This is a genomic window from Lentzea sp. JNUCC 0626 (assembly GCF_043632865.1).
Taxonomy (GTDB): domain Bacteria; phylum Actinomycetota; class Actinomycetes; order Mycobacteriales; family Pseudonocardiaceae; genus Lentzea.
This window is the reverse complement of the sequence record NZ_CP171635.1, coordinates 9,728,143-9,741,074: the sequence shown is the minus strand read 5'-3', so window position 1 is coordinate 9,741,074 and position 12,932 is coordinate 9,728,143. Positions and strand designations below refer to the sequence as shown.

Here is a 12,932-nt window from a genome sequence, read left to right as displayed (position 1 = left end):
AGGACTCAGGCAGCGTTGAAGCGGTCGGGGTCCGGGCCGGTGCGGGTGCCGCGGTCGAGTTCGTTGATCACCAGCATGTCGTCGGCGGCGAGTTCGAAGTCGAAGATGTCGATGTTCTCCTTGATCCGGTAGGGCGTGACGGACTTCGGGATCACGACGATGCCGAGCTGCACGTGCCACCGCAGCACGATCTGGGCCGGGGTCTTGCCGTACTTCTCAGCGAGGCCCGCGATGTCCGGTTCGCGCAGCAGCGCGCCCTGGCCGAGCGGGGACCACGCCTCGGTGACGATGCGGTGGGTGACGTGCACCTTGCGCATATCTTCCTGTTGCAGCAACGGATGCAGCTCGATCTGGTTCACCGCCGGGGTGGTCGGGAACTCGTCGAACAGGCGCTGCAGGTGCGGGGTGTGGAAGTTGGACACGCCGATCGCACGCACGCGGCCGTCGGCGTAGAGACGTTCCAACGCGCGCCACGTGTCGGCGTAGAGGTCGCGCTTCGGCGTCGGCCAGTGGATGAGGTAGAGGTCGAGGACGTCGAGACGCAGGCGGCGCATGCTCTCGTCGAACGCGCGCAGCGTGGCGTCGTGGCCCTGGTCGGAGTTCCACAGCTTGGTCGTGATGAACAGGTCGGGGACGCCGGCGATGGCGTCGCCGACTCCGGACTCGTTGCCGTACGCCGCCGCGGTGTCGATGCTGCGGTAACCGGCCTCGATCGCCGTCGTGACCGCACCGGCCACCTGGTCCTCCGGCACCTGGTAGACGCCGAAGCCGAGTTGAGGGATCCGTACTCCGTTGTTCAACGAGATCAGCGGAACCATGCGGGTAGCTTCGCACCGTTGTAGACGTCGTGCATCGCCTTGATTGTCGCCCCGAGCTCGTGGCGAAGTTCGTTCGGTGCCAACACTTCCACGTCGGCACCGAATTTGAGCAGGTCAGCGACGGCGTGCCGGAGCGACTCGGTGGGGAAGCCGAACTCCTGCCCCGGCTGGGGATCGGCGTCTCGAATGACGCGCGCCTGGTACCCGCTGAGCAGGTACTGGGTCTTGTCGAGGCCTGCTCGCGTCATCCGGACGGTGACGCGGTCGCCGTACATGCGGGCCTCGAACTGCTCGGACCACTCGGCCCAGAAGCGCGCCAGGTCGAAGCCTTTCGGGCGGTCGAACGTGTCCGTCGTGACCTCGAGGCTGAGCACCCGCGAGACCCGGTAGGTGCGGCCGCTGCCGACGAAGTACCAGGTGCCCGCCTTGAGCACGAGGCCGTGCGGGTCGACCTCGCGGTCGACGGTCTGGTTGCCCCAGCGCAGGTAGGTCATCCGGACCCGCCGTTGCTCCCACACCGCGTCGGCGATGGTGGCGAGGTGCTCGGTGGGTTCGTCGCCGCGGAACCACGTCGGGGTGTCGAGGTGGAAGCGCTGGCGGATCTGCTCGGCCTTCGAGCGCAGTTCCGTGGGCAGCGCGGCGAGCAGCTTGAGCTGGGCGGCGGCCGCGAACTCCCCCAGTCCCAGCGCTTCCGCCGGTCCGGGCAGACCCGCGAGGAACAACGACTGAGCCTCGTCGGTCGTGAGGCCGGTGAGCCGGGTGCGGTAGCCGTCGATCAGCTGGTAGCCGCCCGCCGGACCGCGGTCGGAGTAGATCGGGATGCCGGCGGCGTTCAGGGACTCGACGTCGCGGTAGATCGTGCGCGGCGAGACCTCCAGTTCGGCCGCGAGCTCGTCGGCCGTCATGCGGCCCCTGGCCTGCAGGAGCAGGAGCACCTGGATGAGCCTGCCGGATTTCATGGACTGAACCTGACACGTTCTGTCAGGAATTGCCAGCAGAGTGGCCCGCATGAAGGCAACAGGAACCATCGCGGTGAAGAGCTGGGACGAGAAGGTCTGGGACGGGCGGCCGTACACCGAGGTCGAGGGCCGCAAGCTCACCGAGGCGCACGTCGAGTTCACCTACAGCGGCGAGATCGACGGCGTCGGCAGCTGCCGCTACCTCATGTACTACGGCGAGAACGTCGCGTGGACGACGGCCCTGGAGGAGATCACGACCGACGACGGCACGCTGGTGCTGCGGCACGTCGGCGCCTACCGGTCCTCTGTGGAGGCCGTCATCGAGATCGTCGACGGCACCGGGAAGTTCCTCAACGCGCGAGGTGCGGCGACGGTGGACTGGGCGGAGGATGGCAGCGGCACCTACACCCTGGAGTACGAGGTCTGACCATGACCAACGCCCCCATCTACGACGCGGCCAAGCAGCGGATCACCACGCTCGTCACCGGCGCCGATCCGCAGACACCCGTGGCGGCGACGCCCGGCTGGTCGGTCAAGGACGTGGTGGCGCACCTCGCCGGCGGTCTGCGCGACTTCGCGGACCGCCGGTTCGACGGCGTCGAGACGGGCGAGTGGGGCGAACGGCAGGTGCGCGACCGCCGCGACAACTCCCTGGACGACGCGTTCGCCGAGTGGGACGCGAACCTGGAACGGGCCACGCCGTTGTTCGACACGCCGCTCGGCCCGGTCCTGGTGTCCGAGGTGATCGCGCACGAGCACGATCTCAGAGCCGCGCTGGGGGTTCCGGGCGACCGGACCGGGGTCGAGGTGCGGGCGGCGCTGGTGAAACCGTTGCAGCAGCTCGACCAGCGGATGCGGGAGAACGACGTGCCGGCGTTGCGGATCACCCTGGAACACGGTGACCGGGTGCTGGGCCACGGCGAGCCCGCCGGGACGTTGCGGACGACGTCGTTCGAACTGATGCGGGCCATCGGCGGGCGCCGGTCGGCCGACCAGATCAAGGCCCTGGACTGGGACGGCGATCCGGACGTGTGGATCTCGTCGCTGGCCTTGTTCGGACGGCACCGCCCGGAGCCGTTCAGCGAGTAACTTCGGGCGTCGTGAGCGACTGGCTGACGGACACGCGCGACTCCTACGACACGGTGGCGAACAGCTACGCGGACCTCACCCGCGGGTTGCTCGACGGCCTGCCGCACCTGAAGGCGGCACTGCGGCTGTTCGCGGAGGAGGTGCGCGGGCCGGTGCTGGACGTCGGCTGCGGCCCTGGCGACATCACGGCGCGAATGGCCGCCCTGGGCGTGGACGCGTCCGGGATCGACCTCTCCCCCGGCATGATCGAGCTGGCCCGGTCCACGCATCCCGGGCTGCGGTTCGAGGTGGGGTCGATGACCGAACCGCTGCCGGGCGGACTCGGCGGGATCCTCTGCTGGTGGTCGCTGATCCACGTGCCGGACGAGCTGGTGCCGGTGGTGTTCGGGCACTTCCGGGAGGCGGTGGCACCGGGCGGGCTGGTGCAGGTCGGGTTCCACGTCGGCGACCGCACGAACCTCAAGACCTCGGGCTACGGCGGCCATCCGATGCGGGTGAACGTCCACCTGCGACCGCCCGAGCGGGTCGCGGGATGGCTGCGGGAGGCGGGGTTCACCGTCGAGGCCCAGTGGCTGATCGAGCACGACGGCGCGGTGCTGTTCGCGCGCGGGTGAGACGATCTGCGGCGTGTCAGAAGAACAGACGTGCCAGCGTTGCGGTGAGACGGTCGAGCTGGAGACCGAGGACTTCGAACTGTTCGAGCGGATGCACCCGGACTGCTTCCACTTCGCGTTCGAGCACGACCAGACCAAGCCGGGGCGCAGCGTCGACGAGAACTGCGGCGACGAGGCCTGCCCGGTCGGAGCGTGAAAAAAGGGGCGCACCCCCGACGGACGCGCCCCTTCAGACCTGCTCGGATCAGCTGCTGTACGCCTCGAGCGGCGGGCAGGAGCAGACCAGGTTGCGGTCGCCCTTCGCGCCGTCGATGCGGCGGACCGGCGGCCAGATCTTCGGCGCCGCGGTGCCGGCCGGGTAGACGGCCACCTCGCGGCTGTACGGGTGGTTCCACTCGCCGACGGTCACGCACGCCGCGGTGTGCGGGGCGTTGCGCAGCGGGTTGTCCTCGACGGACCACTCGCCGGCGCCGACCTTGTCGATCTCGCCCTTGATCGCGATCATCGCGTCGATGAACCTGTCGATCTCGGCCAGGTCCTCGGACTCGGTCGGCTCGACCATCAGCGTGCCGGCGACCGGGAACGACATCGTCGGGGCGTGCAGGCCGTAGTCGGCGAGGCGCTTCGCGACGTCGTCCACCGTCACACCGGTGGCCTTGGTGATCGGGCGCAGGTCGAGGATGCACTCGTGGGCGACGAAGCCGCCCTCGCCGGTGTAGAGGACCGGGTAGTGCTCGTCGAGGCGGCGCGCGACGTAGTTCGCGGCGGCCACGGCGGTCAGGGTCGCGCGGCGCAGGCCGTCGCCGCCCATCATGCGCACGTACGCCCACGAGATCGGCAGGATCGACGCGGAACCCCACGGGGCGCCGGAGATCGGGCCGACGCCGGTCGCCGGGCCCGCGGTGGGCTGCAGCGGGTGGTTCGGCAGGAACGGCGCGAGGTGGGACTTCACGCCGATCGGGCCGACGCCGGGGCCACCGCCGCCGTGCGGGATGCAGAACGTCTTGTGCAGGTTCAGGTGCGAGACGTCCGAGCCGAACTTGCCGTAGCGCGCGAGGCCGATCAACGCGTTGAGGTTCGCGCCGTCGACGTACACCTGACCGCCCGCGTCGTGGACCAGGCCGCAGACCTCGCGGACGGTGTCCTCGTACACGCCGTGGGTCGACGGGTAGGTGATCATGATCGCGGCCAGGTCGTCGGCGTGCTCGGCGACCGTGGTGCGCAGGTGGCCCATGTCGATGTTGCCCTTGTCGTCGCACTTCACGACGACGACGCGCATGCCGGCCATGACGGCGGACGCGGCGTTGGTGCCGTGCGCGGACGACGGGATCAGGCAGACGTCGCGGTCGGCGTTGCCGTTGGCGCGGTGGTACGCGCGGATCGCGAGCAGACCGGCGAACTCACCCTGCGAGCCGGCGTTGGGCTGCAACGACACCGCGTCGTAGCCGGTGACCTCGGCGAGCCAGGCCTCCAGGTCCGACACGATCTTGAGCAGGCCCTTGGCGTCCTCGACCGGCGCGAACGGGTGCAGCGTCGAGAACTCCGGCCACGTGATGGACTCCATCTCCGCGGTGGCGTTCAGCTTCATCGTGCAGGAGCCGAGCGGGATCATGCTGCGGTCGAGCGCGACGTCCTTGTCGGACAACGCGCGCAGGTAGCGCAGCAGCGCCGTCTCCGAGCGGTGCGCGTGGAAGACCGGGTGCGTCAGGTAGTCGGACGTGCGGCGAAGGTCGGCCGGGATGCCGTCGGCGGTGTCGCCGTCGATCGCGTCCACATCGGCCTTGGTGACACCGAAGGCGTTCCACACGGCGACGACGTGCGCACGGGTCGTCTTCTCGTCACACGCGATGGCGACGACGTCCTCGTCGACCAGACGCAGGTTGATGCCGGCCTCACGGGCCTTCGCGACGACCTCGGCGGCCTTGCCCTCGACGCGGACCTCGACGGTGTCGAAGAACTCGCCGTGCACGACGTCCAGACCGGCCTCGCACAGGCCCGTGGCGAGCACGGTGGCCAGGCGGTGCACGCGGGTCGCGATGGCGCGCAGGCCCTCGGGACCGTGGTAGACGGCGTACATGGAGGCGATCACGGCCAGCAGCACCTGCGCGGTGCAGATGTTGGACGTGGCCTTCTCGCGGCGGATGTGCTGCTCGCGGGTCTGCAACGCCAACCGGTAGGCGAGCGAGCCGTCGGAGTCGACGGAGACGCCGACGAGACGGCCAGGCAGCTGACGCTCCAGACCGGAGCGGACGGCCATGTACCCGGCGTGCGGGCCGCCGAAGCCGATCGGGACGCCGAAGCGCTGGGTGGTGCCGACGACGACGTCCGCGCCGATCTCGCCCGGCGCGCGCAGCAGCGTGAGCGCCAGCAGGTCGGCGACGACGACGGCCTGCGCGCCCGCGTTGTGGATCTCCTCGATGAGGGCCTTCTGGTCGCGCACCACACCGGACGCGCCGGGGTAGGACAGCAGCACGCCGTAGAAGTCTCCGCCGAGGCCCAGGCCCTCGATGCCCTGCGACAGGTCGGCGACGACGATCTCGATGCCGAGCGGCTCGGCGCGCGTCTCGATGACGGCGAGCGTCTGCGGCAGCGTGTCGGAGTCGACGACGAACTTGTTCGACTTGGACTTGCCGGCGCGGCGCACCAGCGTCATCGCCTCGGCGGCGGCGGTCGACTCGTCCAACATGGACGCGTTCGCGGTCGGCAGGCCCGTCAGGTCGCCGACCATCGTCTGGAAGTTCAGCAACGCCTCGAGGCGGCCCTGCGAGATCTCCGGCTGGTACGGCGTGTAGGCCGTGTACCAGGCAGGGCTTTCGAGCACGTTGCGCAGGATCACGCCCGGCGTCACGGTGTCGTAGTAGCCCAGGCCGATCATCTGCGTCATCGGCCGGTTCTGGGACGCGAGCTCGCGGAGTTCGGCGAGCGCCTCGGTCTCGGTGGCCGGGGCGGGCAGGTCCAGCACGAGGTCGCGCTCGTGGATGGACGACGGAACCGCGTGCTGCGCCAGTTCCTCCAGCGATCCGACGCCGATGACGTCGAGGATGCGCGCGAGTTCGGCGGGACGCGGGCCGACGTGGCGGTCGGCGAACGGGGTGCCGTGCTCGAGAGCGGCGAGCGGAATGCGGTCCTGCGTCATCAAACGCCTCCGGGGGCTGGCTTCGGGCACACGTGTCCTGGTGCCCTCCCCGCTCTGTCCGTACCCGATGTCGGGCGCCTGAGAGGTTCACCCATCACTGATGGGCTTTCACCGTCGGCGGGACTCCCTCGCGGGAGTCCACTTTCCAGAGGCGTCTCGCTCTGGCGGTCCTGGATGCCTGAGAGGTTCCCGGGGAGGGACTTGCTCCTTCGGCGCCGGGTTCGAGACCCGGACTCTCCCGCCTGAGTTCAGCGACTACCCGAGAAGAATACCCGCAGGCAGCCCGGGTAGTCGCTAGGGACGCGACCTACGTCTCAGCACGAAGACCGACGAGGGCCGCCGCGACCGGGTCGGCGGGGTCGTCGCGCACGGCCAGCAGCAGGTGCCGGGTGCCCACGACCGGGTCGCCGCTGCGGGCCGCGACGAGCTTCGCGCGTTCCATCGCTCGTTCGACAGTGCCTCCAGACGGCAGAGAGGCGCCGTCCACTCCTGCTTCGCGCAGTGCCGCCGCCCCACCTGACTCGAACTCGGGCTTGAGCCTGCACCCCGCCACCGTCAGCTGGTGGTCGAGCGTCAGCACCGCCTCCACCAGATCCCGCGACGACACGTCCCGGCGTCCGGCCACAGCCAGTCGGTCCGCCTCGTTGCGCACTGCGGTCAGCACCGGGCCGCCGAGGCCCTGGCCGCGCGACACGAGCTTGGTCAGCCAGCGCACGTACCCGCCGCCGGATTCCCCCTCCAGCGCGCCTGCCTTGCGCAGCAGCCACACGGCGGGCGCCTCCTCGACCTCGGCGTACTTGCGTTCGGCGTCGGCGCGCACGGCCGCGGCGGTCGCCTCCACGTCCACGCCGTGCAGGAACATCAGGTCGGCGACCCGCCCGGAGTCGAGCGACAGCAGCGCCAGCGCGAGGTGGGTCGTCGTCAGGACGCCGTCGCCTGCCTGCGCCACGGCGGCCAGCAGGCAGGTCTCCAGCGCGCGGCTGACGGGCAGGACGGTGTCGACGCGGGCGTGGTGGTGGGCGGCGCTCATCAGCGCCATGACGTCCGGGTGGGACTCGGCGACGACTCCTCCGTCGTCACCGGCCCAGTGGCTCGTGCCCCTGGCCATCGCCTGTGCCGTCAGCGAGGTCGTGCCGAGTTTGCGGCCGGGGCCGATGGTGTCGACCAGTGCGATCAGCAGGTTCTCGGTGCCGACGAAGCCGAACTCCAGCCGGAAGGCGCGCTGCGAGGCCGCCGCCAGGACCTTGACCACCTGCGCTGAAGGGGTGTGCGTCATGCCGGAAACGCTAGGGAGCAAGGGGTTCTCGGCGCTGCTGCCGACCGGCCACTCAGGACGGCCAGTCGGCCACGTTCACCGCGCCGGTCAGCCGGTGGCGCGCTCGCGACGACGACGGGTCAGCTCGTCCTCGGTCATCGGCGCGATCTCGACGCCGTCCGCCCGTTCGGCCGGGAACTCGTGGATCGTGCCGGAGATCTCGCGCATCGCCCCGCTCACCGCGATGCCGAAGACGCCCTGACCGCCCTGCAGCAGGTCGACGACCTCCTCCGGCGAGGTGCACTCGTAGACGGTGGTGCCGTCGGAGAAGAGCGTGATCTTCGCCAGGTCCTGCACACCTCGGCGGCGCAGGTGGTCGACCGCCACCCTGATGTTCTGCAACGAGACGCCGGTGTCCAGCAGCCGCTTCACGACCTTGAGGACCAGGATGTCCTTGAAGGAGTACAGCCGCTGGCTGCCCGAGCCGTGCGCCATCCGCACCGTGGGCGCGACCAGCCCGGTGCGCGCCCAGTAGTCGAGCTGTCGGTACGTGATGCCCGCGATCTGGCACGCCGCGGGCCCTCGGTAACCGACGAGCTCGTCCGGCAGCGAGGAGTCCGGGAACAGTTCACCCTGCAGCCCGGATTCCGCCCTCAAGGGCGCTTCCTCGACCACGCCTGCCTCCCCTCGGAACGGCCACGAAACTCATGACCGTCAAGCCGCCGCGTCCACTCTCGTGAACCGGCGACGTCCACTCGAGTTCGACGGTAAGACCGGTCCGAGGGCAGGTCAACGCGACGCGCGGGGAGTTGCGACCCTCAACCTCAGGTAGAGAGTCATACCGTCACCCGAACTAGGCGTTTCAGGTGACGTTTAGTGATCGTTTAGCGAGAAAAACGACCTAAAGTAGTCCTGTCGGGTGACGTCCAAACGAACGTTCGAAAGCCCATACGAGACAGAGTGCGACGCACCGAAACTCACTCACAGGCGTCTCAGGCGTCGCACCTCAGGTCTGCCTACGTGTCCGCGCCGCGGAAGTCTTCCGGGGAAACCGAGTCGAGGAACTCGCGGAACTTCTCGACCTCGTCCTCCTGCTCGTCCGGGATGATCAACCCGGCTTCGGCGAGGACGGCCTCGTCCGCGTGGATGGGCACGCCTACCCGCAGCGCGAGCGCCACCGAGTCGGACGGCCGCGCGGACACCCGCACGTCGCCGTCGAACACGAGCTCGGCGAAGAACGTGCCCTCCTGCAGGTCGGTGATCCGCACCTGCTCGAGGTTGCGCCCCAACGCCCCGATGACGTCCTTCAGCAGGTCGTGGGTGAGCGGACGGGCAGGACGGACGCCCTGCTGCTCGAGCGCGATCGCCGTGGCCTCGACGGACCCGATCCAGATCGGCAGGTACCGCTCGCCCTCGGTTTCCCGCAGCAGGAGGATCGGCTGGTTCTGGGGCAGCTCCACCCGGACGCCCACGACGCGCATCTCACTCATCGGGTCTCGCCTCCCTCTGACTCGTTGGGGAGTACCCGGTTCGTCTCCGAGCATCCCCCGGCGTATGCAGTCGACGCTACCCGCCAAGCGGGCCGTGTGCTCAATCGTTGCGGGCTGAACGTGATCAAGATGATTGCCGCAGACCTGCTCTCACCAACAACGTGTGCAACGAGGTGAAGAGGTCAGCCAATTCCCGGACCGTCTCGGGATCTGAGAAAGATCTGAGCAGAACCACCTCGTGGTCCGCCGCAGCGCGAACCGCGCGCAGGTGCTCGCGCTCGACGCCGAGTCCGGTCATCGTCCGGATCGTGCGGAGCGCGGTGATGTCGTCGGTGGTGAACCGGCCACCGGGGCCGGGGCGCAGCAGACCGTCGCGTTCCAGCTGGGACAGCTGGTCGGCGGTGAATCCGGTCTGGGCCAGCAGATCTATCCGCGTCACGAACGTCGTGCCGTCGGGGACGGCGTCGAGCTGCTCGCGGATCACCTTGAGCGGTAAGTACCTGTCCCGTTGTGCGGACAGCACGAAGCGCAACCTCTCGACGTCCGCCACGCTGAACTGGCGGTAGCCGGAGGCGGTGCGTGCCGGGCGGACCAGCCCCTCCGCTTCCAGGAAGCGGATCTTGGAGATGGTGACGTCGGGGAACTCGGGCCGGAGCTGCGCGAGCACAGCACCGATGCTCGAGCCCCCGCGTTGTGGCCGCCCGGCCGTCACGCGTCAGGCTCCCGCGGAGCCGGGACCCGTCAGGAAGACGAGACGGAACTTGCCGATCTGAACCTCGTCACCGTTCGCGAGAACGGCCTGGTCGACCGGCTCGCGGTTGACGTAGGTGCCGTTGAGGCTGCCGACGTCGATGACGACGAACTCGCCGCTCTCCCGGCGGAACTCGGCGTGCCGGCGCGAGACCGTCACGTCGTCCAGGAAGATGTCGCTGTCGGGGTGGCGCCCGGCGCTCGTCGTGTCTCGGTCCAGCAGGAACCGGGATCCGGCGTTCGGACCGCGCTTGACCACGAGCAGCGCGGAACCGGCGGGAAGGGCGTCAACACCGGCAACGGCCGGCTCCTGTGCGGGCGCCTCGGCGCCGCCTTCCATCTCCTGGAGGAAGTCCGCCCGGAAGACGGAGGTCCGCTCCGGGGACTGCTCCGGCGGAACGCCTGGGCCGTCGTTCGTGCTCACCTGAGCTCTCCTCCTGCTGCTGGATCCGTCACTTCCGGTAAAACCTATCGCGTTGGGGTCACCGCCTTCAGCGCGGCTCCCCTTCCGGCCGAAGATCCGGCGAAAGATCGACGTCACTCCTTCTCCACCAAGGCCTTGTACGCCTCCGCGTCGAGGAGGCCTTCGAGCGCTTCGGCGTCGTTCAGACGGATCTCCACCATCCAGCCCTCGCCGTACGGGTCGGTGTTGACGGAGTCGGGCGTCTGGACCAGAGCGTCGTTGATGGCCACGACCTCGCCGTCGAGCGGCGAGTAGAGGTCCGACACGCTCTTGGTGGACTCGACCTCACCGAACGTGTCACCCGCCGAGACGGTGTGACCGACCTCGGGCAGCTGGACGAAGACCACGTCACCGAGCTGTTCCTGGGCGTAGTCGGTGATGCCGACGCGCACGGTGTTCTCGCCTGTGCTGGCGATCCACTCGTGCTCCTCGGTGTAGCGAAGCTCCTCGGGAATCAACTGACTGCGCTCCTCGTGCTGAACCTGTATGGGGTGATCTTTTCACGCGACCGTGCGAGGTGTGACCCTCAGGGCCTGGAAGAACTGGTAGACGTACAGCAGCGCCGACCACAGGTAGAGCGCTCCGCCCCAGGCCGTGAACGCGTAGGCGATCGGCAGGGCGGTCTGCGCCCACGCCGAGTCTCCCTGCGCGAGCAGCAGCAGGGGGAAGGCGTAGAGCAGGTTGAAGGTCGCGGCCTTGCCCAGGTAGGTGACCTCGAACGGGCCCCAGCCGCGTTGCCGCAGGACCAGCAGGCAGATGCCCACCACGATCTCGCGCCCGACCAGCACCAGTGCGACCCAGAGCGGCACGATGTCCCTGATGACGAACGCCAGCAGCGTGCAGAACACGTAGAGGCGGTCGGCGGCGGGGTCGAGCAGCGCGCCCAGGTTGCTCATCTGGTTGAGCCAGCGCGCGAGCTTGCCGTCGAGCCAGTCGGACAGGCCCGCGAGGACGAGGACGAGCAGCGCCCAGCCGTCCGCGCGGGGTCCGAGGAGCAGGTACAGGAAGAGCGGAACACCGGCCAGCCGCAACACGCTGAGCAGGTTCGGAATCGTCAGCAGGCGATCAGCCGGATCACGCACACCCGCACTCTAAACGAGTGACTGCGCAGGGGCTGCCGGATGGCGTCACGGCACGCGGTGCGACTGGTTGCGGGAGTGCGGTCGTTCTGCGTTCTTGCGGGGGTCGTGCTCAGGCTGTGCGGGTGAACGTCCAGCCCCGGCGCTGCATCTCGGCACCGGTGATGGCGTGCGGGCGGCCCCGGTCGTCCCGGCCGACCCAGCGAGCGCGGAAACCCTCGAGGACGTAAGCGTGACCCCTGCTCCACACCACGCTGCACGGCGTGGTGGGCAGGTCTGAGTCAGACTCCGCGTCCTGCTTCGGGTGGGTCTCCATGGCGGTTCTCATTTCTGTCCCTCCGTGACACCAGGGATGTCGTGAACCGGGGCTCCGGCGTTATCCCTGGAAACGAATTCTGTCCGACTGTGGTTCAGAACACGTACGTGATTTGGCCCCTAAGCGTTGGGTGGATCGTTCGGCGCGCCGAGCTGTTCGGGCCCGAAGCGGAACGGATCTCCCGGTCCTTGCCTGTGCAACCGTTCGTCGTTCGTCGATGACCGCACGGCTCGTGCTCCTCTTCGGCCCGACCTAACCTCGAACCGTGGAATCCCAGGTGAAGTACGGAGAAGAGCTGCTCAACCGCTTGATGACGCACCTGTGCTCCCAAATGGACGGTTGTCCCGGAGTGGGGCTGAGCGTGTGGCCGGGGGCCCAGCGGCTGCGGTCCGTCGGCGTGGCGGCCGAGCTGGACCAGGCCCAGTTGGACGCCGGCAGCGGGCCGCTCGTCGAGGCCTCCCGCGACGAACGGCAGACCTCGGGCGAGGTCGGTGGTCTGCACGTGATCGCGGTGCCGGGCAGCTGGGGCGACAGCGGGCCGGTGGTGCTGACGGTCTACCTCGACCACCCGCCGCGGCTGGAGGACCTGAAGTCCATCGAGGAGATGGAACCGCTCGTCGCGACGGCCGCCTCGGTGGTCGAGTTCTGCGCGGGCGAGGTGCTGCGCGCCGACCAGATGGTGCGGATGGTCCAGCACCGCCGGTACATCGAGCAGGCCAAGGGGCTCGTGATGGGCGCACGGCCGTGCGCGCCCGGCGAGGCGTTCGAACTGCTGGTCCGCGCCAGCCAGCACACCAACGTGAAGTTGCGCGACGTGGCCACGGCGTTGGTGCTGGTAGTCGGCGGAACGTTGGAGGACAGTGCCGAGGAGGTCGTCGAGCCGCCGGGCGAGGCGTTCGGGGTCGCGCGGAAACTGTGGGAGGCGATCCGCGTTTGAACCAAGTGTTGTCCGGGTATGGACCA

The 12,932-nt window shown here is 69.1% G+C and carries 16 protein-coding genes and 1 riboswitch; of the genes, 5 read left to right on the top strand and 11 right to left on the bottom strand.

The annotated features are described in order from the left end of the window. Positions 1 to 5 precede the first annotated feature (5 nt). Together JNUCC0626_RS45860 and JNUCC0626_RS45855 are read right to left on the bottom strand one after the other, a co-directional pair. On the bottom strand, positions 6 to 818 hold the full coding sequence (locus JNUCC0626_RS45860) for an aldo/keto reductase (RefSeq protein ID WP_394616870.1): 813 nt from the start codon (positions 816 to 818) through the stop codon (positions 6 to 8). Next, positions 806 to 1,777: a helix-turn-helix transcriptional regulator gene (locus JNUCC0626_RS45855; protein WP_394616869.1), complete on the bottom strand. Its 972-nt coding sequence runs from the start codon at positions 1,775 to 1,777 to the stop codon at positions 806 to 808. The genes JNUCC0626_RS45860 and JNUCC0626_RS45855 overlap by 13 nt, the downstream gene beginning before the upstream one ends. A 49-nt stretch (positions 1,778 to 1,826) precedes the next feature. Here JNUCC0626_RS45855 and JNUCC0626_RS45850 point away from each other — a divergent pair, with 49 nt between their 5' ends. From JNUCC0626_RS45850 to JNUCC0626_RS45835, 4 genes are read left to right on the top strand one after another with little or no spacing between them, the layout of a single operon-like run. Next, positions 1,827 to 2,204, top strand: a complete 378-nt coding sequence (locus JNUCC0626_RS45850; RefSeq protein ID WP_394616868.1) for a DUF3224 domain-containing protein — start codon at positions 1,827 to 1,829, stop codon at positions 2,202 to 2,204. Between the two features lie 2 nt (positions 2,205 to 2,206). Beyond that, positions 2,207 to 2,866, top strand: coding sequence for a maleylpyruvate isomerase family mycothiol-dependent enzyme (locus JNUCC0626_RS45845; protein ID WP_394616867.1), 660 nt, complete (start codon positions 2,207 to 2,209; stop codon positions 2,864 to 2,866). A gap of 11 nt (positions 2,867 to 2,877) precedes the next feature. After that, positions 2,878 to 3,480, top strand: coding sequence for a class I SAM-dependent DNA methyltransferase (locus JNUCC0626_RS45840; RefSeq protein WP_394616866.1), 603 nt, complete (start codon positions 2,878 to 2,880; stop codon positions 3,478 to 3,480). 13 nt (positions 3,481 to 3,493) lie between these two features. After that, complete coding sequence (locus tag JNUCC0626_RS45835; RefSeq protein ID WP_394616865.1) at positions 3,494 to 3,676, top strand: hypothetical protein; 183 nt, start codon at positions 3,494 to 3,496, stop codon at positions 3,674 to 3,676. Between the two features lie 48 nt (positions 3,677 to 3,724). On the opposite strand, the gene gcvP is transcribed toward JNUCC0626_RS45835, so the two are convergent. From gcvP to JNUCC0626_RS45790, 9 genes are all read right to left on the bottom strand, one after another. Further along, entirely contained in the window at positions 3,725 to 6,616 is a 2,892-nt protein-coding gene (gcvP, locus tag JNUCC0626_RS45830; RefSeq protein ID WP_394616864.1) for an aminomethyl-transferring glycine dehydrogenase, read from the bottom strand. A 155-nt stretch (positions 6,617 to 6,771) separates the two neighbouring features. After that, positions 6,772 to 6,867, bottom strand: a riboswitch (glycine riboswitch). Positions 6,868 to 6,923: 56 nt separating this feature from the next. Further along, on the bottom strand, positions 6,924 to 7,892 hold the full coding sequence (locus JNUCC0626_RS45825; RefSeq protein ID WP_394616863.1) for a Clp protease N-terminal domain-containing protein: 969 nt from the start codon (positions 7,890 to 7,892) through the stop codon (positions 6,924 to 6,926). 87 nt (positions 7,893 to 7,979) lie between these two features. Then, positions 7,980 to 8,546 (bottom strand): MerR family transcriptional regulator, encoded by a 567-nt coding sequence (locus JNUCC0626_RS45820; protein WP_089913860.1) that lies wholly within the window; start codon positions 8,544 to 8,546, stop codon positions 7,980 to 7,982. Between the two features lie 341 nt (positions 8,547 to 8,887). Continuing rightward, positions 8,888 to 9,361: a bifunctional nuclease family protein gene (locus JNUCC0626_RS45815; protein ID WP_285644641.1), complete on the bottom strand. Its 474-nt coding sequence runs from the start codon at positions 9,359 to 9,361 to the stop codon at positions 8,888 to 8,890. 124 nt (positions 9,362 to 9,485) lie between these two features. Beyond that, entirely contained in the window at positions 9,486 to 10,028 is a 543-nt protein-coding gene (locus tag JNUCC0626_RS45810) for a MerR family transcriptional regulator (protein ID WP_394616862.1), read from the bottom strand. Between the two features lie 48 nt (positions 10,029 to 10,076). After that, the gene (gene garA, locus JNUCC0626_RS45805) at positions 10,077 to 10,535 is read right to left on the bottom strand and encodes a glycogen accumulation regulator GarA (RefSeq protein ID WP_030476302.1); all 459 of its coding nucleotides are present in this window, start codon (positions 10,533 to 10,535) and stop codon (positions 10,077 to 10,079) included. 113 nt (positions 10,536 to 10,648) lie between these two features. After that, complete coding sequence (gene gcvH / locus JNUCC0626_RS45800) at positions 10,649 to 11,032, bottom strand: glycine cleavage system protein GcvH (RefSeq protein ID WP_394616861.1); 384 nt, start codon at positions 11,030 to 11,032, stop codon at positions 10,649 to 10,651. A 42-nt stretch (positions 11,033 to 11,074) separates the two neighbouring features. Further along, positions 11,075 to 11,656, bottom strand: a complete 582-nt coding sequence (locus JNUCC0626_RS45795) for a CDP-alcohol phosphatidyltransferase family protein (protein ID WP_394616860.1) — start codon at positions 11,654 to 11,656, stop codon at positions 11,075 to 11,077. A 109-nt stretch (positions 11,657 to 11,765) separates the two neighbouring features. Continuing rightward, the gene (locus JNUCC0626_RS45790; protein WP_394616859.1) at positions 11,766 to 11,981 is read right to left on the bottom strand and encodes a hypothetical protein; all 216 of its coding nucleotides are present in this window, start codon (positions 11,979 to 11,981) and stop codon (positions 11,766 to 11,768) included. 253 nt (positions 11,982 to 12,234) lie between these two features. Here JNUCC0626_RS45790 and JNUCC0626_RS45785 point away from each other — a divergent pair, with 253 nt between their 5' ends. Further along, a complete protein-coding gene (locus JNUCC0626_RS45785) occupies positions 12,235 to 12,906 on the top strand; it encodes an ANTAR domain-containing protein (RefSeq protein ID WP_394616858.1) in 672 nt (223 codons plus the stop codon). Positions 12,907 to 12,932 lie beyond the last annotated feature (26 nt).

Bases quoted from the DNA above. Each gene is read 5' to 3' on its own strand.
- JNUCC0626_RS45860 (WP_394616870.1), bottom strand. From the start codon at position 818: ATGGTTCCGCTGATCTCGTTGAACAACGGAGTACGGATCCCTCAACTC.
- JNUCC0626_RS45855 (WP_394616869.1), bottom strand. From the start codon at position 1,777: ATGAAATCCGGCAGGCTCATCCAGGTGCTCCTGCTCCTGCAGGCCAGG.
- JNUCC0626_RS45850 (WP_394616868.1), top strand. From the start codon at position 1,827: ATGAAGGCAACAGGAACCATCGCGGTGAAGAGCTGGGACGAGAAGGTC.
- JNUCC0626_RS45845 (WP_394616867.1), top strand. From the start codon at position 2,207: ATGACCAACGCCCCCATCTACGACGCGGCCAAGCAGCGGATCACCACG.
- gcvP (WP_394616864.1), bottom strand. From the start codon at position 6,616: ATGACGCAGGACCGCATTCCGCTCGCCGCTCTCGAGCACGGCACCCCG.
- JNUCC0626_RS45825 (WP_394616863.1), bottom strand. From the start codon at position 7,892: ATGACGCACACCCCTTCAGCGCAGGTGGTCAAGGTCCTGGCGGCGGCC.
- JNUCC0626_RS45815 (WP_285644641.1), bottom strand. From the start codon at position 9,361: ATGAGTGAGATGCGCGTCGTGGGCGTCCGGGTGGAGCTGCCCCAGAAC.
- JNUCC0626_RS45790 (WP_394616859.1), bottom strand. From the start codon at position 11,981: ATGAGAACCGCCATGGAGACCCACCCGAAGCAGGACGCGGAGTCTGAC.